At 40.7% G+C, this 19,520-nt stretch carries 21 protein-coding genes, 1 tRNA gene and 1 other annotated feature; of the genes, 2 read left to right on the top strand and 20 right to left on the bottom strand.

The window, feature by feature from the left end; all coding sequences use genetic code 11:
* Nucleotides 1-15 precede the first annotated feature (15 nt).
* Entirely contained in the window at nt 16-1,206 is a 1,191-nt protein-coding gene (locus FFR60_RS05865; protein ID WP_137663438.1) for a site-specific integrase, read from the top strand.
* Between the two features lie 97 nt (nt 1,207-1,303).
* On the opposite strand, the gene sufB is transcribed toward FFR60_RS05865, so the two are convergent.
* From sufB to FFR60_RS05955, 18 genes are all read right to left on the bottom strand, one after another.
* Nucleotides 1,304-2,698: a Fe-S cluster assembly protein SufB gene (sufB, locus tag FFR60_RS05870; RefSeq protein ID WP_137663439.1), complete on the bottom strand. Its 1,395-nt coding sequence runs from the start codon at nt 2,696-2,698 to the stop codon at nt 1,304-1,306.
* A gap of 187 nt (nt 2,699-2,885) precedes the next feature.
* The gene (gene sufU / locus FFR60_RS05875) at nt 2,886-3,359 is read right to left on the bottom strand and encodes a Fe-S cluster assembly sulfur transfer protein SufU (protein ID WP_088933121.1); all 474 of its coding nucleotides are present in this window, start codon (nt 3,357-3,359) and stop codon (nt 2,886-2,888) included.
* Nucleotides 3,346-4,581 (bottom strand): cysteine desulfurase, encoded by a 1,236-nt coding sequence (locus FFR60_RS05880; RefSeq protein ID WP_137663440.1) that lies wholly within the window; start codon nt 4,579-4,581, stop codon nt 3,346-3,348. The genes sufU and FFR60_RS05880 overlap by 14 nt, the downstream gene beginning before the upstream one ends.
* Nucleotides 4,581-5,858: a Fe-S cluster assembly protein SufD gene (sufD, locus tag FFR60_RS05885; protein WP_137663441.1), complete on the bottom strand. Its 1,278-nt coding sequence runs from the start codon at nt 5,856-5,858 to the stop codon at nt 4,581-4,583. Before sufD ends, FFR60_RS05880 begins: the two co-directional genes overlap by 1 nt.
* 13 nt (nt 5,859-5,871) lie before the next feature.
* Nucleotides 5,872-6,642 carry a Fe-S cluster assembly ATPase SufC gene (sufC, locus tag FFR60_RS05890; RefSeq protein WP_088933124.1) on the bottom strand — a complete coding sequence of 257 codons (771 nt, stop codon included), beginning with the start codon at nt 6,640-6,642 and terminating at the stop codon, nt 5,872-5,874.
* A 140-nt stretch (nt 6,643-6,782) separates the two neighbouring features.
* Nucleotides 6,783-7,205: a GFA family protein gene (locus FFR60_RS05895; RefSeq protein ID WP_137663442.1), complete on the bottom strand. Its 423-nt coding sequence runs from the start codon at nt 7,203-7,205 to the stop codon at nt 6,783-6,785.
* Nucleotides 7,206-7,389: 184 nt separating this feature from the next.
* Nucleotides 7,390-8,160, bottom strand: coding sequence for a DeoR/GlpR family DNA-binding transcription regulator (locus tag FFR60_RS05900; RefSeq protein ID WP_137663443.1), 771 nt, complete (start codon nt 8,158-8,160; stop codon nt 7,390-7,392).
* Between the two features lie 101 nt (nt 8,161-8,261).
* Nucleotides 8,262-9,122 carry a ketose-bisphosphate aldolase gene (locus FFR60_RS05905; protein ID WP_137663444.1) on the bottom strand — a complete coding sequence of 287 codons (861 nt, stop codon included), beginning with the start codon at nt 9,120-9,122 and terminating at the stop codon, nt 8,262-8,264.
* Complete coding sequence (locus FFR60_RS05910) at nt 9,122-10,519, bottom strand: PTS fructose transporter subunit IIC (RefSeq protein WP_137663445.1); 1,398 nt, start codon at nt 10,517-10,519, stop codon at nt 9,122-9,124. The genes FFR60_RS05905 and FFR60_RS05910 overlap by 1 nt, the downstream gene beginning before the upstream one ends.
* Complete coding sequence (locus tag FFR60_RS05915) at nt 10,516-10,974, bottom strand: PTS sugar transporter subunit IIA (RefSeq protein ID WP_137663446.1); 459 nt, start codon at nt 10,972-10,974, stop codon at nt 10,516-10,518. The genes FFR60_RS05910 and FFR60_RS05915 overlap by 4 nt, the downstream gene beginning before the upstream one ends.
* A gap of 223 nt (nt 10,975-11,197) precedes the next feature.
* Entirely contained in the window at nt 11,198-12,040 is an 843-nt protein-coding gene (locus FFR60_RS05920) for a MetQ/NlpA family ABC transporter substrate-binding protein (protein ID WP_088933128.1), read from the bottom strand.
* 69 nt (nt 12,041-12,109) lie between these two features.
* Complete coding sequence (locus FFR60_RS05925; RefSeq protein ID WP_088933129.1) at nt 12,110-12,796, bottom strand: methionine ABC transporter permease; 687 nt, start codon at nt 12,794-12,796, stop codon at nt 12,110-12,112.
* The gene (locus tag FFR60_RS05930) at nt 12,789-13,823 is read right to left on the bottom strand and encodes a methionine ABC transporter ATP-binding protein (protein WP_088933130.1); all 1,035 of its coding nucleotides are present in this window, start codon (nt 13,821-13,823) and stop codon (nt 12,789-12,791) included. Before FFR60_RS05930 ends, FFR60_RS05925 begins: the two co-directional genes overlap by 8 nt.
* Nucleotides 13,824-14,006: 183 nt before the next feature.
* Nucleotides 14,007-14,259, bottom strand: a binding site (T-box leader).
* A 62-nt stretch (nt 14,260-14,321) separates the two neighbouring features.
* Complete coding sequence (locus FFR60_RS05935) at nt 14,322-14,654, bottom strand: glycine cleavage system H family protein (protein ID WP_088933131.1); 333 nt, start codon at nt 14,652-14,654, stop codon at nt 14,322-14,324.
* Nucleotides 14,655-14,659: 5 nt separating this feature from the next.
* Nucleotides 14,660-15,013, bottom strand: a complete 354-nt coding sequence (locus FFR60_RS05940) for an arsenate reductase family protein (protein WP_088933132.1) — start codon at nt 15,011-15,013, stop codon at nt 14,660-14,662.
* On the bottom strand, nt 15,006-16,202 hold the full coding sequence (locus FFR60_RS05945) for an FtsW/RodA/SpoVE family cell cycle protein (RefSeq protein WP_088933133.1): 1,197 nt from the start codon (nt 16,200-16,202) through the stop codon (nt 15,006-15,008). The genes FFR60_RS05940 and FFR60_RS05945 overlap by 8 nt, the downstream gene beginning before the upstream one ends.
* Before the next feature lie 89 nt (nt 16,203-16,291).
* Nucleotides 16,292-16,912: a DUF1361 domain-containing protein gene (locus FFR60_RS05950; protein WP_137663447.1), complete on the bottom strand. Its 621-nt coding sequence runs from the start codon at nt 16,910-16,912 to the stop codon at nt 16,292-16,294.
* Between the two features lie 174 nt (nt 16,913-17,086).
* Nucleotides 17,087-17,159 (bottom strand) — tRNA-Thr (locus FFR60_RS05955).
* Nucleotides 17,160-17,293: 134 nt separating this feature from the next.
* Here FFR60_RS05955 and FFR60_RS05960 point away from each other — a divergent pair.
* The gene (locus FFR60_RS05960) at nt 17,294-17,530 is read left to right on the top strand and encodes a hypothetical protein (protein ID WP_088933135.1); all 237 of its coding nucleotides are present in this window, start codon (nt 17,294-17,296) and stop codon (nt 17,528-17,530) included.
* Nucleotides 17,531-17,575: 45 nt separating this feature from the next.
* Here the strand turns inward: FFR60_RS05960 and upp are convergent, their stop codons facing one another.
* Complete coding sequence (gene upp / locus FFR60_RS05965) at nt 17,576-18,205, bottom strand: uracil phosphoribosyltransferase (protein WP_088933136.1); 630 nt, start codon at nt 18,203-18,205, stop codon at nt 17,576-17,578.
* Nucleotides 18,206-18,269: 64 nt separating this feature from the next.
* Nucleotides 18,270-19,511, bottom strand: coding sequence for a serine hydroxymethyltransferase (gene glyA, locus FFR60_RS05970; RefSeq protein ID WP_137663448.1), 1,242 nt, complete (start codon nt 19,509-19,511; stop codon nt 18,270-18,272).
* Between the last annotated feature and the right edge of the window lie 9 nt (nt 19,512-19,520).

Genomic DNA, 19,520 nt, shown 5'->3' on the forward strand with positions numbered 1-19,520 from the left:
GGAAGGAAGTCTTTTATGTCTGTTTCTTTTAAGAAATACACCAAGCAAAATCAAAAATTTTGGAAATTCCAATGTTATCTTGGAACCAACGAATTTGGAGAAGAAATTCGTACAACTAGAAGTGGCTTCCAAACAAAGAAAGAAGCCCAGCAAGTATACCGACAACTACAACTCGATTTTGATAAGAACACACTAAAAATGAGTGGGAACATCACCTTTGAAGAGCTGTATAAAGAGTTTATCGAACAGTACCGATTAAAAGTCAAACCTTCTACTATCATGATTACTAGACGAGCAATTGAAGACCATGCACTTGAGTATTTTGGCAACAAAAAGCTGAATGATATCACTGTACGCTATTGTACTCAGGTGAATAGACGCTGGATACGAGATGGCTACAAACAAGCTTACTACTTTCGTCGAGCAGTTGCTCAAATCTTGCAATACGGTGTTCAACAAGAGCTTATCAATGAAAATCCTATGCGAAAAACTGAACCTATCAAACGACAAGAGATTGATGAAAATTTAGTAGCTACGGAAATCATGTCAGTTTATACACCAAAAGAGTTAGCTCTATTTTTAGATTGCTGCAAAAAACATGGAAATATGAAAATCGAAACGTATTTTCGTGTTTTATCTTATACTGGTGCCAGAAAATCGGAAATACTCGCACTCGAATGGAATGACATTGACTTTGAAAATAATAAGTTAACCATTACAAAAACACTCGCAGAGGTTGAATTTGATCCGAAATCTAAAAAAACACAAGTAGCCAGCCAAAGTGCAAAAACAAACGCTGGTAAACGAACTATTTCTATTGATTTAGAAACAATGAATCTATTAAAAGCATGGCGAACACGACAACAACTGGAATTTAATATTCTTGGAATCAGAACATCTGCAAAGCATCAATTAATATTTCCAAGTAAAGATAATGGCTTCTGTCGTCCTAGTCAGCCAAATGATTGGTATGATGTCATTGCTACGAAATATGGTCTAAAGCGGATTACTCTTCATGAGTTTAGAAAGACACACGTTTCCCTTTGCGCAATGGCGAATATGAATTTAGAAGACATTATGTATCGTGTTGGTCATAAAGATTCTAAAATGACCCGTCAAGTTTATAACTACTTCTACCCCGAACGGGAAGAACGCAGTGCAGATCAATTCGCTCAATTCATCGAAAAGGAAAAATATCTCTTTTAATCTTTTTTGTAGTTAGTTTTGTAGTTAGTAGACTTTTCGAAAAAACAAAAACGCCAGAAACGCTTATATATCAACGTTTCTAGCGATAAAAATCGGATTACCCCACACTGCCTTCCATCTCATACTGAATCAGACGGTTTAGCTCCACAGCGTATTCCATTGGTAATTCCTTCGTAAATGGTTCAACGAATCCCATAACGATCATCTCAGTCGCCTCTTGCTCAGAAATGCCGCGACTCATTAAATAGTACAATTGTTCTTCGGAGATTTTTGAAACTTTCGCTTCATGCTCTAAAGAAACATTTCCATTCAAAATTTCATTATAAGGGATCGTATCCGAACTTGATTGATCATCCATGATGATCGTGTCACATTCGATATGGCTGAATGAACCAGCACTGTTCCGGCCGAAGCGGACGGTTCCGCGGTAATCTACCGCACCTCCATCTTTGGCGATGGATTTTGAAACGATCGAGCTGGATGTGTTTGGTGCATTATGGATCATACGAGCACCGTTATCTAGCACAATGTTTTTACCGGCTACAGCGATCGATAGCATTGTACCGCGCGCGCCTTTGCCTTCCATATAGACACTTGGGTATTTCATGGTTACTTTTGAACCTAAGTTGCCATCGACCCATTCCATTGTCGCGTTTTCTTGGGCTTGTCCACGTTTAGTTTCCAAGCTGTATACGTTGTTTGACCAGTTTTGGATCGTAGTGTAGCGGCAGTAGCCATCTTTTTTAACAAAAACTTCTACGACTGCGGCATGCAAGCTATCTGAAGAGTACGTTGGTGCGGTACAGCCTTCTACATAGTTGATACTTGCGCCTTCGTCCACGATGATCAATGTACGTTCGAATTGTCCGGTATTTGCCGAATTGATTCGGAAATAAGACTGGATCGGAATCTCCGTTTGCACACCTTTTGGTACATAGATGAAGGTTCCGCCTGACCAAGCAGCTGAGTTCAACGCTGCCAATTTGTTGTCTGACGGAGGAACTAATGTCCCGAAGTATTCTTTGAATAATTCAGGATATTCCTTCAACGCTGAATCTGTATCGGTAAAGACGATCCCTAATTTAGTGAACTCGTCTTTCATGTTGTGGTACACCACTTCTGATTCGTATTGGGCAGAAGCACCAGCCAAGTATGCCCGTTCTGCTTCGGGAATCCCTAAACGTTCAAAGGTTGTCTTGATTTCTTCTGGTACATCATCCCAATCGCGAGCTGGTTTGTCACTTGAACGAATGAAGTAATTGATTTTATCGTAATCCAGTTCGGACAAATCAGGTCCGTAACCGGGCATGTCTAATTTTCTGAATGTTTCTAAGGATTTTAAACGGAAATCCAACATCCATTCGGGTTCTCCTTTTGCGTTGGAGATTTCACGAATGACTTCTTCTGATAAACCTTCACCAGTCGTAAAGACCGGTTCGATATCATCGTGGAAGCCAAATTGATATTCCTCTTGCATTTCAGGTACACTCATGTATTCCCGCTCCTTATTCTTATTAATGTATTTATGCCGTATGTCATTCCTCTAAACAGTTCTCGAGGCGAAAAGAGGCGCCAACTCTAATAGAAAGGTGAAAATTTTAAACAAATTTTCTTATTGTCGTTGGCATACGATTCCACTAACGTATTAAAAATACGAAGTGGAACTCGCAACTGGCATCCTATTCTTTATGATATTGCCCTTCGCGAGCTTTTCCCTGTTCGCTGGTCAAAGCCTTGCCTAGAGCTTTCCAAGCAAGTGTTGAGCATTTGATGCGGGCTGGGAATTTTGCGACACCGCTAAGCATCGCCGCATCTCCCAATGCTTCCTCATCTTTTTCAGGGATCTCATTGCCTTGAACCATTTGAGCAAAAATCACCGCTAAATGTTCTGCTTCTGAGACAGGCTTTCCAATCACCGCATCGGTCATCATGGAAGCACTGGCGGTTGAAATCGAACAGCCGCTGCCGGAAAATGCAATATCCGTGATCACGTCATCTTTGACGATCAATTCAAGTTCAATCACATCGCCGCAGGTCGGATTGTTCATCTCGATCGTTTGCGTAGAATCACTCAGCTTGCCACGATGATGTGGGTGAGAGGAATGATCCAAGATCACCTGCCGATATAAATTGTCTAATTTAGATAGCGCCATCTTTGAAAAACTCCTTCGTCGCCTGGATTGCTTCGATCAAACGGTCCGCATCTTCTTTCGTATTGTAGAAATAGAAGCTGGCCCGCGCCGTCGCTGGCAGATTCAAATAATTCATTAATGGTTGAGCACAATGATGTCCTGCTCGCACAGCGACACCTTCCATATCTAAAGCGGTCGCCACATCATGGGGATGGATACCATCCAGATTAAAGGCGATCACGCCGGTATGCTGTTCAGGATCTTGCGGTCCATAAATAGTGACACCGCCGATTTCCTGTAATTTAGGTAAGACATACGCGACTAATTCTTGTTCGTAATGGTGGATATTCTCCATACCGATTTCGTTCAAGTAATCAATCGCACCGCCTAGAGCAATCGCCCCCGCAATGTTCGGAGTGCCGGCCTCGAATTTCCATGGCAGTTCTTTCCACGTACTATCGTAAAGATTTACGAAGTCGATCATTTCACCGCCGAATTCTACTGGCTCCATTTGTTCCAACCAATTGCGTTTGCCATATAATACACCGATTCCCGTTGGTCCGCACATCTTATGCCCGCTAAAGGCAAAGAAGTCCGCATCCAACGCTTGGACATCAACTGTCATATGCGGTGCTGCTTGGGCACCGTCCACGATCATCACGGCATCATACGCATGAGCCATCTCAGCCAATTCTTTGATTGGGTTGATGACACCAAGGACATTTGATACGTATGCCAATGAGACGATCGCTGTTTTTTCATTGATAATTTCTTTAGCGGCTATCATGTCGATAAAGCCTTCGTCCGTCAATGGCAGATAACGCAATGTCGCGCCTTTGCGTTCGACTAATTGCTGCCACGGAATAATATTGGAATGATGTTCCATATACGAAATGACGATCTCATCGCCCTCTTTAATAAAAGCATCGCCATAGCTGCGTGCCAACCAATTCAATCCAGTAGTCGTTCCCCGAGTGAACAAAACTTCAGCTGTTTCCTTCGCATTGATGAAGGCGCGGACTTTTTCCCGACTATTCTCATAATCTTCTGTCGCCCGTTCGGCTAAAGTATGCACGCCGCGGTGAACGTTGGCATTGTCATTCTCATAATAATGGCGCAACACATCCAAGACTTGTGTCGGCTTTTGTGTCGTTGCCGCATTGTCTAAATAAACAAGTGGTTCATCATTTACTTCTTGGAAAAGAATCGGAAAATCTTTTCTAATAGTAGAAAAATCCCTCATTATTTACTCAACTTCCCTTCGATCGTCGCGATCAGTTGCTCTTGAGTGGCTTTGACTGGAATAGCAGTAATAACAGGTCCTAAAAATCCGCGAATAACTAAACGTTCCGCCGCCGCGCGTTCTAACCCGCGACTCATTAAATAGAAGAGTTCATCCGGATCGACCCGACCAACACTGGCCGCGTGCCCAGCAGTTACTTCATTTTCATCAATCAAAAGAATCGGATTGGCATCACCGCGAGATTTCTCAGACAGCATCAATACACGACTTTCTTGTTGTGCATCGGCACCCTTTGCCCCTTTTAAGATATGCCCGATTCCATTGAAGGTCAAGGTCGATTTATCTAAAATAACCCCGTGCTGTAAAATATGCCCAATCGTATGAGGAGCTTTATTCGTTACGCGAGTGTCGATTCCTTGGATTTGTTTGCCGTCACTAATTGCAACGATCTTCACTTCTGAATGAGAGCCTTCGCCGACTAAATCAGAATCAAAGTCTGCAATCACATTGCCGTCATTCATGATCCCGATTGCCCAATCGATCATTGAGTCCCGCATCAAGTAGCCGCGACGGTTCATGTACGTTGCGATATTCGCACCTAATGAATCAACCGCTGAGAATTTCACCCGTGCACCTGGTTTCGTGATCACTTCGACGACAACATTACCAGATAATTTCTTTGCCGTATCGCCTTGTGATTCGAAGCGTTCCAAGTAAGAAAATTCACTGTTGTCTTCTGCCACGATCAAAACATGCTTGAAGAAATGCGCCTCAGCATCCCCGTTATGAATGAATAAACTTTCAATTGGTTCTTCGATCACAACATTTTTTGGTACATATAAGAAAACACCATTATTCATGAATGCCGCATGCAATGCAGTCAATGAATTTTCTTCGACGGGCACTGCTTTTTGCATATAGTATTCTTTGACTAGTTCAGGATGTTCCTGCATCGCTGTGATCAAATCGGTGAAGATCACCCCTTGGTCAGCAAGTTTTGGTGAAATTTGTTCGAACACAGTTGTTTCACCAGCTTGCACGATCATAGGATTGTCGTTCATTTGGTCGAAGCTGGGAATCGTTCCTGACGCTTCTTGATGTTCCGGTTTTACATTATAAAGATTCCAACGAGCGAATTTTACCTTTTCAATTACCGGCAAAGGCAGCTCGTCGATTTTATTCAACGCGTTGACACGTAAGTCGGTCATCCATTGAGGTTCGGCCCATTCCGCTGAGTAAGCTTTGACGGCCTCAAGATATTCTGTCCATTTTTTCATCTATCTTGCCCTCCTAAACTTCTTCTTTGTAATCGATACCTAATTCAGCAGAGATGCCTGCGTAGCCTTCAGCTTCTAAACGTTTTGCTAATTCTGCATCGCCAGTCAAGACTACTCGACCATCCATCATGATATGCACCACATCCGGTACGATGTAGTTCAATAGACGTTGGTAATGAGTAATGATCAAAGCACCGAAATCTTTGCCGCGCATTTCATTGATTCCCTTAGAAACAACTTTCAACGCATCGATATCCAGACCTGAGTCGATTTCATCTAAGATCGCAAATGTTGGTTCGATCATTAATAATTGTAGAATTTCGTTCCGTTTCTTTTCCCCGCCAGAGAAACCTTCATTTAAATAGCGTTCCGCCATTTCTTCCGGCATGTTCAACAATTCCATTTTTTTATCTAATTTTTTCAAGAATTGCATTACAGAGATTTTATCGTCCTCTTCGCGACGAGCGTTGATGGCTGCTCGCATGAATTCAGCATTACTGATCCCTGGGATTTCACTTGGATATTGCATCGCTAAGAACAAGCCTAGACGTGCGCGTTCATCAACTTCTAAATCTAAAATATTCTTACCATCGAAAAGGATCTCGCCTTTTGTGACTTCATAGTTTGGGTTTCCCATGATCGCCGCTGATAAAGTCGATTTACCCGTACCATTTGGTCCCATGATGGCATGGATTTCTCCCGTTTTCATCACAAGGTCTACACCCTTTAAAATTTCTTTATCGTCAATGGCAACGTGCAAGTCTTTGATTTCTAAAACTGACATGAAAGTACCTCCAAAATTTTTTTCTCGTTCTCACATATTTTAGACTAAATGAGAATGGAATACAAACCGATTCACCCATTTTCTTCTAAAAAACAGCCCTTTATTTAGAATAATTATAAATTTGTTTCCTAGGGCTCCAACTATTGCGAATCAGTAAAAAGTTTTTGCAGGAAGTCTTCTTCCGTTAACTTTTCAGTTGCTTCTTTATAATGGAAGAAAGCCGGCTTCTGATCATAAAAAATCTCTTCAGTTAATTTAGCCTGATCCAGCTCATCAAATAAGCCCGCTGGAAAATAATACTCATTATCAGCTAAGCTGTGATAAAACAAACTGCTGCCGCATTTTTTACAGGACCCTCGCTCCGCCCACTCCGAAGACATAAACCGTTGAATCTGATCTTCTCCAATAATAGTGAAGTCCTCCGGTAAAACTCCGGCCAACGACATAAACGGCCCGCCGAAAAATTGTTGACACATGTGACAATGACAGACGGTGATTTCTTCAGCAATTTTTGGAATAGTAACATGTACCTTTCCACAAAGACATTGACCTTCTAGTTTCATATGTTGTCCTCCTCAAATTTTGATATACACTTCCATCTCAAAACTGTTCCTTCTTCATACGACTTATTTTCTTCTAGTGTATCAAGAATAGGCTTCTTATTAAAACTTCTTTTTTCATACTAACAAGTATGTTAACGATATAAAAAAAGCTGAAAGAAAAATTCTTCCAGCATTTTTTCGCTTATTAATATAAACACTTGATATGATGATGGTTTAACTTAGCTATTTTTTCCTCTGGCAAAGGCTTCTCCGTAATCAGATAGTCGATTTCATGACAAGCGATTGCTTGATACATATACTTATGATCCAGCTTGTCTTCTGTTGCTAATACAACGACATGATTCGCTTGTCTGCGGAAGGCCTTTTTGATTAGCGCTTCTCCTTCATGTGTCTCAGTCACTCCATGATCAAAATCTAGTCCGCGACAACCAATAAAAGCGATGTCCGCATTATAGGTCAAAATGTCATTGTATGCTTTTGATCCATTGATCGTCGCACGTTTAGGCACTATTGAACCACCCAACACCGATACATGTGCTGTCGTAAACTCACTCAACATCGCAGCGGTCAGGACACCGTTAGTTATGACCTGTAAGCCATCGAACCTACTAAGATTTTTTACCAAATGCAAACTTGTCGTACTGGAGTCCATAAAAATGACCATGTCATCCTTAATCAAAGTCTCCGCCACATCCGCAATATATTGTTTATTATCTTCTTCGTTTAAACGCGTAACTTTCATTAAATAGGGAACATCGATCTTCTTGTTATCAATAATCATTGCACCGCCGCGAGTTCGTCTAATCAATCCGCTTTCTTCCAGCAAAACTAAATCTCTTTTCACAGTAGCCTCACTATAGTTGACCAACTCAATCAAATCTGCGACAGTTGCAAACTGATGAACTTTTAAATAGTTAACGATCTGCTGCTGCCGATCTTCAATCGCACTTAACATTCTTCTCCCCCTCTGCTTACCTTTCGCTTGATCCAATTATAACTTCTTTAAAGGAAAAGAAGACAGCCCTCTCAAAAAAATTGAAAGTTCTGTCTTTATTATTAATATAATTCAGCTTTTCCGATAGTATTCAAAACGTGCAACTTATGTTTGACAACTTCTTTAACTTTGTCGTTCGCTTCTGGGAAGACGTCTCCAGGTTCATACATCTTCGGATTTTTAGTTAGAACCTCTCTCAAAGCATCAAAGAAGACACTCTTTAGATCTGAACTCAAGTTAACTTTTGCCACGCCGTATTTTACTGCTTCGCTAACTTCAGAATCAGGATTGCCTGAGCCTCCATGCAAAACAAAAGGAATATCAATGCGTTCATTCAGCTCTTTTAATAGTTCAATATTCAATTTCGGTGTCATATCTTTTGGATAGAGTCCATGAGCGGTTCCGATTGCGACAGCAAGTGTGTCAATACCTGTTTCTTTCACAAATTCTTCTGCTTGATTAGGATCAGTGTAAATAATATTAGCCGATCCCCCTTCTGCTGAACCGTTGTTACCAATCGTTCCTAATTCAGCCTCGACTGAGACATTCACATCATGAGCTAATTTTACAACTTCCTTCGTTAAACTCATATTGTCCTCAAAAGTTTGTGTTGAAGCATCGATCATCACAGATGTATACCCATTTCGAATTGCCCGCATGACATCCTTAACTGAACCGCCATGATCCATGTGAATAACAACAGGTACTTTACTATTGTGGGCATAGTCTTTAGCTGCTGCCACAAATTCATCATTTAAATAAGCAATTTCATCAGGATGTATCTCTAGAATCACAGGCGCGTTTTGTGCCTCGACTTCCTCCATGATGGCCTTCATCATATCATAACTGCAAATATTGAATGCAGGTACAGCAAATTGATTCTCTTTAGCAACTTTCAATAAATCCTTCATTGTATACAACATTACATTTCCACCTCATTAATCATTTTATTATCATCAACAGTTACTGGCTTTTTCAATAAGCCAACCGCTATTGCTGTTACCAAAGTCCCTGCCACAATTGCCAATAAGTACATCGGCAGGTTATTCATTACATTTGGAATCAACATGACCCAGATTCCTCCATGAGGTGCCATTGAAGTAACACCTGCTGCCATGGATATTCCCGCAGCCGTTGCTGAACCTAGCATCAAACTAGGAATCACTCGAATCGGATCGGCTACCGCAAATGGGATGGCTCCTTCAGTAATGTAAGACGCTCCCAAGATCCAACAAGACTGTCCTGAAGTTCGTTCTTCTTTCGTGAACTTATTTTTGAATAAAATTGTCGCTAAAGCTAACCCTAGAGGTGGCGTCATCCCAGCTGCCATACAAGCGGCAATTGGCGCATTAACACCAGCCGACATTAAGCCGATCGAAAAAGTTGAAATTGACTTATTAATCGGTCCACCCATATCTGCTGCCATCATGACACCGATCAACAATCCAAACATAAGTCCCGAAGTATTTCCTAAACCGTTCAACCAGCTAGTCAGAGCATCCAATACCCAAGCAATCGGCTTATCAATCAAGAACACCATCGCTAAACCAATGACTAGAATAGACACTAATGGAACAACGATCAGTTGATAAATAGCTGCTAATTGCTGCTTAACGTTGATTTTATTCGCTAAAAGATCGGTCATGTAGCCGGCTAATAAACCGCCGATCATCCCGCCTAAGAATCCTGAACCACCATTAGCAGCCAACAATCCTGCAACGATCCCTGGTGCAAAACCTGCTTTTCCAGCAATTGAACTAGCAATCCCAGCTCCTAGTGCTGGTACCATCATCGCAAAGGCTGTTCCTCCCCCAATCGTTGACAATGCCCCTGCGAGAGCATTATAGTCATCCGATTTTGGATCAGAAGCTGTGATTCCAAAAGCAAAACTCAATGCAATAATGATCCCGCCTGCGATTACGAAAGGCAGCATGTAATTGACGCCATTCATAAAGTGATTGTAGATTCCGCTTTTTTGCTCTTGCCCATTCTTTTTCTTATCTAAAGAAATTTCTGTAGTTCCAATGTTTTCCAATGCTTCCTCAATTACCTTTTCAGGCTCTTTGATCGCTCGACTAGTTGAAACGCGCTTAATTTTTCGACCCGCAAAACGGCTTGTATCAATATCTTTATCCACCGCTAAAATAATTGCATCCGCTTCCTCGATTTCAGCAGTTGTTAGTTTATTTTCGATCTTTGTACCTTGAGTTTCAAACTTCGCTTCATGACCTAAACTTTTTGCTGTTACTTCCAATTTTTCGGCAGACATATACGTATGTGCAATCCCTGTGGGACAAGCCGTAATTCCTATAATTTTCATGATGATTCCTCCTTACTCATAATCTCTAATACTTCAATCCCATTATCAGCATGCTTCAACTGATCTCTAAACGACTCATTCATTAATTTTCGTGACAAATTACTTAATATTTCCAAATGGATATCTGATGTTTTTTGAGGAACTAAAATTGCAAAAACCCATTCAATTTTTTCCCCATCCAATCCGACATAATCAGACATCTTACCTGTATGCACAAAACAAATCGTAGGTTGCAAAACCGCTTTGCTCTTTGCATGGGGAATTCCAAAACCAGCTTCTATTCCTGTAGACGTCTCTGCTTCTCTTCGATACAAATCTTTGATTATCTTTTTAGCCTTTGTCACACGATTCTTTTCTTCAAGTATGTGACCCAGTTTTTCAAACAGCTCATCTTTTGACCGAATTGAATCATCAAAAATAATCAAATCGCTCATCATTAAATCAACCAACTTCACTATAAAAACCTACCTTCACAACTAGGATAGCGCTTTCCTGTTTATGGTGATAACTATAGCATCGCTATCCAAAGCGTTCAATATTTTGACTGTTTTTCGGTTTAAAAGTCTTTTAACGTTAAAAAAGTTCAGCAATCATGATCGATTTAGATCATAATCACTGAACTTTTTGTATTAAATAAAAAAACCTCAACACAAATTGTATTGAGGTTAAGAAGTCATTTTACTTATCAACGGGTTTTACAGAACCATCCCATTTTTCCAAGATCCAATCTTGAACGTCTTTTTCATGCAAGACTTTAACTAATTTTTTGATACGATCATCGTTTTTGTCTTCTGTACGAACAGCAAGAATGTTTGCGTATGGTGACGTATCTTTTTCAAGCAACACTGCATCTTTGACCGGATTCAAGCCTGCACCGTAAGCGAAGTTGGCATTGATCGCTACTAGGTCGCCTTCGTCATTGCTGTAAGTTGTTGCTAGCAATGCTGGGTCGATCGAGTGGTCAAATTTCAGTTTCTTAGGATTTTCAGCAATATCATCAAATGTTGCTGTTTCTAAATCTACACCATCTTTTACCTTCACTAAGTCAGCATCTTGCAAGATCGTAATGATTCGGCCCCAGTCTGATTCAGAGCTTGAAGTAATAATCGTCGCGCCTTCTTTTAAATCTTTGATATCTTTGATTTTTTTAGAATATAAGCCCATTGGTTCGATATGGATCGCACCAGCATCGGTAAATTTGTAATCATTCTCCTTCACTGCTTTTTCAAAGAACGGTTTGTGTTGGAAGTAGTTCGCATCGATATCTCCATCTGCTAACGCTTTGTTTGGTAAAACGTAGTCGTCGAATTTTTTGATTTCCAGCTTTACGCCTTCTTTTTCAAGCAATGGTTTTACGTGTTCTAAGATTTCAGCATGTGGTGTTGGTGATGCTCCGACAACTAATGTGTCATTTTTTTCTTTACTGCTGCTGTCAGAAGAAGCTGAGTCGCCATTTCCGCAAGCCGCCAAGCCGACTGTTAATAATGCTGCTGCTGCAAAACCTAAAATTTTCTTTTTCATGATAGTTCCCCCTAATAGTTTTAATTGATTTATATTTAAACGATAATAATCCTTGTTTTCCCTGTATTGCTAGCGTTTATCCGTTCGCTTCGTCAGAAAATCGCCGACGCCTTGAACGATGAATACGATGATAAGAATAATCACGGTTGCTACTAATGTAACGGTGTAATTTCCTCGTTGATACCCTTCTTGCCAAGCCAAAGCTCCCAGCCCGCCTGCTCCGATCGCACCAGCCATTGCAGTAAAGCCAATCATGGACACTGATGTAACCGTCAATCCTGAGATCAACGCTGGCAAACTCTCTGGAATCAAAACCTTGTAGATCGTTTGGAAGTAGCTTGCTCCCATAGCATCTGCCGCCTCCAGTACACCAGAGTCGACTTCGCGAAAGGCGATCTCAACTAATCGTGCGTAAAAGGGTGCCGCTGATAAAACCAATGCCGGAATCGCCGCTTTGGCCCCCAACATCGTGCCAACCAATGCTTTAGTAAATGGAATAATCAAAACCATCAAGATCATGAAGGGCGTTGATCGGAAAATATTGCTGAGAATGGAAACTGCCCCATAAAGAATACTGCGAGCGGCAGAATGCTTTCTTCCCAATGAGTAAAGCAGCAAACCTAATAATAATCCTAGAACAAATACGATCAGCATTGAAATAATTGTCATAAACAACGTATCATTAATGGCTTCCTTCAAAGTGTCAAACGAAACCTGCTGGAAGTTTAAATATGTCTCAGAAAAACTCTTATCCACGATGCAGCACCTCCACTTCAACTTGTTGACTTTCAATAAAGTTGATGGCTTCTTCCACCTTATCGGCATCCCCGGTGAATTGAACCGTTAATGTACCGAAAGAATTTCCAGTTGCCCGTTCGATATTGCCGTAAACGATGCTGATATTGATTGGAAAATTACGAATTGCCTGAGAGACCACTGGCTCATTCGCATTGTCTTCTACGAAATGCAGCGTCGCTAACGTGCCCGCTGGATTTTCTTTGACAAACTCTTTCAGCAAATCGGATGGATCAGCTTTTGGTTCAAGATCCTGTTGGACGAAAAGCTTGGTCACTTCCTGTTTTGGATGGCGGAAAACTTCGCGCACAGAACCTTCCTCTACGATTTTTCCTAATTCCATCACAGCGACCTTGTTGCAGATTTTGCGGATCACATTCATTTCATGTGTGATCAACACGATCGTCAAACCTAGTTTTTTATTGATATTCGCTAATAATTCTAAAACTTCTTCCGTTGTTTGCGGGTCCAACGCACTGGTCGCTTCATCGCAAAGCAAAATGTCTGGATCATTAGCCAATGCTCTTGCGATACCGACTCTTTGCTTTTGTCCACCGGATAATTGAGAAGGATAAGCATCCCCTCTACCATCAAGTCCGACAAGACTTAATAATTCTTCCGCCTTCTTACGTCGTTGATCTTTTGCCACACCTGCTAATTCTAACGGTAATTGAATATTTTCGATCACTGTACGTGACCACAATAGATTAAAATGCTGGAAGATCATTCCAACTTTTTTACGAAAAGTTCTTAACGTCGCGCCTTGCAACTTCGCGACATCTTCACCATTCACTAGGACTTGTCCAGCCGTTGGTGTTTCAAGTCCATTCAACAGACGAACCAACGTACTCTTCCCTGCTCCTGAATAACCAACGATGCCATAGACATCCTTTTCTTCAATTGCCAAATCAATCCCATTGACTGCGTGGATCGGCCCAGTTTTGCCGGCAAAGCTCTTTCCCACTTGATTCAATTCAATCAATGCCATGCTTCTTACTCCCTTTCTATTACTCCTAAATGAACAACTTTTAGATGGCTCATTGTCGTTTTATCCATGCACGAAAATAAAATTTTTCGTCATGACAGCTTTCTGCTAAACTAATTGACTGAACAAATTGCGAAAAGCAGAACAAACAAAAAAGCTTCCGCCCTAAAAAGTGTACGCTTGTACACTTAGGACGAAAGCTTTAACTTCCGTGTTACCACCTAAAATTCGTTCTGACCTTACGATCACAACCTCTGCCAGTACTTGCTTTATGCGCATACTGAGGTGCTGTAACGGGCACTCCCGTGATAGACTTGGCACCTGCTTCGTCCATCCTGCTCAAAGACCATTTTCCATCTCATTGCCGCAACTCCTTTTCAGCATACCGGAGCTCTCTTTGTACTTTAATCAGATGTACTTTTCTTTTCATCGCTTTCTCATGTGTATGAAAGGATTATATCAAGGAGATTTTATCCTGTCAAACATCAAATGAAAATTTCTTTATAAGTTTTCAAACTCGTCTACGTCGACTTCCCGCAATGACAAAATCCATGCGTCTAATTCTTCTTTTACATTCAATGCTGCAGGATCAGCTGACACTTTTTCACTAACAGAGGAAACCACACCCGTTAGCGGACTTTTAAATTCTTGTACCGCTTTTTCAGCCTCGATTTCTAATAAAGGCTCACCAGCTTTAACCGCCTGGCCGATTTTTGGTAAAGAGATAAATGTGACTTCGCCAAGTGTTTCTGCCATTTCAGACGTTAATCCCATGCAATAATCTTTATCATTGTGCAAAATCCATAGACCTTCATTTTTCTTCAAGTAACTCATTTTATTTAAAACGCTCCTTCGTAAGTTGTCTCTTTAAAACCATTTAATAAAAATTGATCATTTTTGATCAGCAATGGGCGCTTCACCAGCATCCCGTCACTCGCTAATAATTCACTGGCCTCTTTCACTGACAAATCAGCCATCTTATCCTTCAAACCCAGCTCACGATATTTCATGCCGCTTGTATTGAAAAATCTTCTTACAGGCAGTTCACTTGCGGTCAGCCATTTTTCAAAAGTATCTGCTGAAGGTGTTGCTTGAACCAAGTCAATCGTTTCATAATCAATACCCGCTTGGTCTAACCAAGCTTTTGCTTTGCGGCAAGTCGAACATTTTGGATACCAATAAAATTTAAGCACTGCGTGTCCTCCTAATAGGTTTCTTATTCGCGCTTTGATAGCGCATTGATAAGATCAAGCCGATCCCGATCATGTTTCCTAAAATCGATGAACCACCTTGACTGATAAACGGCAATGGAATCCCTGTTAACGGCAACAGCCCGATATTCGCGCCGATATTTTCAAAGACATGGAACAGCATCATCATGACAATTCCTGATGCGATATAGGCATAGAATTCATTATTCATGTCAAAGCATAACCGAATCATGCGATAAATCAAAATAAAATAGAGCAAAATCACAAAAGCTCCACCAACGAAACCAAAATTCTCGCCGATTACCGTAAAAATCATATCCGACTCACGAACCGGCACATAAACATTACTGACGTTGTAACCAGTACCTAGCATCCCGCCTGAACCGATCGCCATCAATGCATGAGCGAGTTGAAAACTTTTTCCCTGAGGATCGTGGAAAGGTTCCAACCAGGAATCAATCCGAGCAAATTGATAATTTTTAAATCCGATGTGTGTTAGAAGCTCTCGCCCTGGATCTGTCGTAACTAAAAAAATCAAACTAACACCTAAAATAATTGCTAAAATAAGCGTTGGAACCAAAATCAACCATGAAATCCCCGACATCAAAAACATCCCTGAAAAAATCGCTAAAAAGACCAGCATCGTCCCGAAATCCTTTTGCGCTAAGACTAATCCTAATACAGGAATCGTAACTAATACCATCTTACCTATCAACATTGCATCAGTTTTCAAGCTGTGAAGTTTATTCGTTACATTATGCTTCGTAATAATCAACGCCATCATCAAAATATATGCAATCTTCATTAACTCAGAAGGTTGAAAGGTCAGAGTACCAAATTTAAACCAGTTTTTCGAACCCGTCGAAGCTGCAAGCGTCGGATCATAGTATTTCAATAAGGCCAACATGACGGCCAATCCGATCACATATAAAAATGGTGTCAAGCGCCATAAAAGCTTTGCATCAAAGTGAATGATAATAACAACTGCTAATGCCCCAACCAAATACCAAACTGACTGCATGGCAAGCCCGCGAAAAACATTGGGATTTCTGGGATCTTGAGTCAATGCAACATACAAGGAAAGTAATCCAATCAAACATAATATAAAAACAGGTAAAATGACGCCGTAATCAATCCGGCTGTCATCATTATTCTTTTTTAATCTATCCATCGTTCATCTCTTTTCCACCAGTATACTCGCTTTATTATAGACGCTTCTTTACCTAAAGAAAAGCAAGCATGGCTGACTTTGTAAAATCTTTATTCTTCTTGCTGATCCTGCTTCAAAAAGTAGATCAATCCCCAAATCCCCAGCTGTAAAATACTGAACATTAAAACAAACTGAAGCTTTCCAACATCCCAATTACCTACCAATAATTTAAATACAGACAATGGATGAACCAGCAACTCGATAGAATGAATCCGATCAAAACGTCCAATATAGACAGCAATGCTGGAAAGAATCGATAATATCAGCAAACTGCCAAATTTTTGCACTAGTCGCAGTTTAATAGCTGAAAATAATTTGAAGACTTGTGCCATCCCGATAAAAACCATTAAGACTATTGGCAACACTAATAAAAGATACGACCACCAACCGTTAATATCCATTAAAAAGTGCCCGCCTGGCTGATAAATTCTTAAACTAGCTAAATGAAATAAGTCAGTCATTAGATAAGGAACATTTGGGAAAAATAAAAGCCACAATGGTACAAAAATCCATCGCCACGAACTTCTCAGCTGCATAAACAGCTGAACAAAAACAATCGGCAGCCATGCTAAAAAAACATTCAGTCCCATAAAAGAAAAGGTCGTTTGACCGAAATGCATAAATAAAATATATAACCATATCGCTAAATGAAACGTATAAATTTTTTTCATAATTCTCCTCAACCTTGCTTGTAAAAAATGAATCACGCAGAAAAGATCTTGTAAATTTACGGTAACATAGAATTCAACAAAATATTTGGACTTTTTTCCGAATTTATTTCCGATAATAACAAAAAGTCGCCAACATCAAAGATAGAACTTTGATATGACGACTTTTATGAGTAATGCCAGCTGCAGGATTCGAACCTGTGACCTACGCGTTACGAGTGCGTTGCTCTACCAACTGAGCTAAGCTGGCATTTCGTACAAGTGAAATTATAGAAAACTTCTCCGAAAAAGTAAAGTAAGATTCTTCTTAAAAAGCGATTACATGAAAAAAACTTGAAAATATGCTAAAATAAAGTATGTGAAAAAAGGAGGCGTTCGAAACAGATGGCTACATTTGGCAAAATAGAAACACACGTTGATCCTTCCGAAGCTGGGAAAAGTTTTCCCGTCAAGACACACGTCATGTTCACTATTCGCGGTGAATCCCAAACCGGGGTCGTCGCTAAACAATTGAAAAACGCAGCAGTCATTGAAATTGATGAGAAAAAAGACAATGAAGACTTGATTACTCATTCCAATGGCGTCGTCGTCATCAATTATAAACAAATGAAAAAGATTTAGTTTTCCAAGCAAAAAGCGAACCTTTTGACAGGTTCGCTTCTTTTTTTATTTTGTACCGAATAAACGGTCGCCAGCATCGCCAAGACCAGGAACGATGTAACCTTGATCGTTCAATTGCTCGTCTAATGCAGCAGTATAAATATCAACATCTGGATGTGCTTCTTGTAAAACTTTTACGCCTTCAGGTGCAGCAACTAAGCAAACAAATTTCATGTTTGAAGCACCACGTTTTTTCAATGAATCAATGGCCATGATCGCTGAACCGCCTGTTGCTAACATTGGATCGACGATGAATAATTGACGGCTGTCGATATCCTCTGGCATTTTGAAGAAATATTCATGTGGCTCCAAAGTTTCTTCATCACGGAACATTCCGATGTGCCCTACTTTTGCAGCGGGAATCAATTCTAAGATGCCATCTACCATGCCGATACCAGCACGTAAAATTGGTACAATTGCAACTTTCTTTCCTGATAAAGTTTTTTGAGTAGATAAAGTGATCGGCGTTTCGATCTCGATATCTTCTAACGGCATATCGCGTGAAACTTCATACGCCATCAACATCGCGATTTCATTCACTACTTCACGAAAAACTTTCGTTCCACAATTTTTATCACGAATGATCGTTAATTTGTGTTGGATCAATGGATGATCGATTACTTGAAATTTTCCCATAATAAATTGCTCCTTTATTCTGCATTTCTCCTAATTATATGACAACCGCTATAAGAAAACTAGTCTAATGTGCATGAATTGGATGAGAATCTGTTAATTCTAAAACCGCTTTGCGGATCTCAGCTAATTTTTCTTCGTTACCGCTAGAACGCAATGTTTCAACGATAAGTTCAGCAACTTGCTTCGCATCCTCTTCTTCAAACCCGCGACTCGTGATGGCAGGTGTTCCGATTCGAATACCGCTAGTTTCTTTGAAGCTTTTTGATTCAAATGGAATCGAGTTTTTATTGACAGTAATATGCACGCTGTCTAATAATTCTTCCGCTTCACGTCCAGTAATGTCAAAACCGGTAACTTCGATCAATAATAAATGATTGTCGCTGGATCCAGAGATCACACGTGTTTCTGGTGCTTGATTGAAGACTTTGACCATTGCTTGAGCATTTTTAAGAACCTGTTCGCTATATACTTTAAAATCTGGTGCCAATGCTTCTTTAAAAGCAACAGCCTTACCAGCAATGACATGCTCGAGTGGTCCGCCTTGCAGTCCAGGAAAAACAGCACTGTTGATTTTCTTAGCTAAGTCCGCATCGTTAGTCAAGATCAATCCGCCGCGAGGGCCGCGTAACGTTTTATGTGTCGTTGATGTTACGACATCTGCATAAGGTACTGGGTTAGGATGTAAGCCGGTTGCTACTAGTCCCGCAATATGAGCCATGTCCACCATTAATTTAGCGCCAACTTCATCAGCAATTTCCCGGAAGCGGGCAAAATCGATTGTCCGACTGTATGCACTCGCACCTGCAACAATTAGTTTAGGCTGATGTTTCCGCGCCAAAATACGAACAACTTCATAGTCGATCGTTTCTGTATGAGGATCAACTCCATAGCTGACAAAGTTGTATAATTTGCCGCTGACATTTACCGGCGAACCGTGTGTCAAGTGACCTCCCGCTGATAAATCCATTCCTAAAACAGTATCGCCAGGCTGGATTAATGAGAAATATGCTGCTTGATTGGCTTGTGAACCAGAGTGCGCTTGCACGTTTGCAAATTTTGCGTCAAATAATTCTTTTGCCCGATCAATTGCCAAATTCTCAACCACATCGACAAATTCACAACCGCCATAATAACGTCGGCCAGGGTATCCTTCCGCGTATTTATTCGTTAAGACGCTTCCTTGTGCCATTTGTACTGCTTCTGACACGATGTTTTCTGAGGCGATCAACTCAATATTCTGTTCTTGACGCTCCGCCTCATTTTCTATTGCTCCCCATAGTTCGGGATCTAGTGCTTTGTAATCCATCCCAACGCC

It is taken from the genome of Enterococcus hulanensis (assembly GCF_005405485.1).
Taxonomy (GTDB): domain Bacteria; phylum Bacillota; class Bacilli; order Lactobacillales; family Enterococcaceae; genus Enterococcus_A; species Enterococcus_A hulanensis.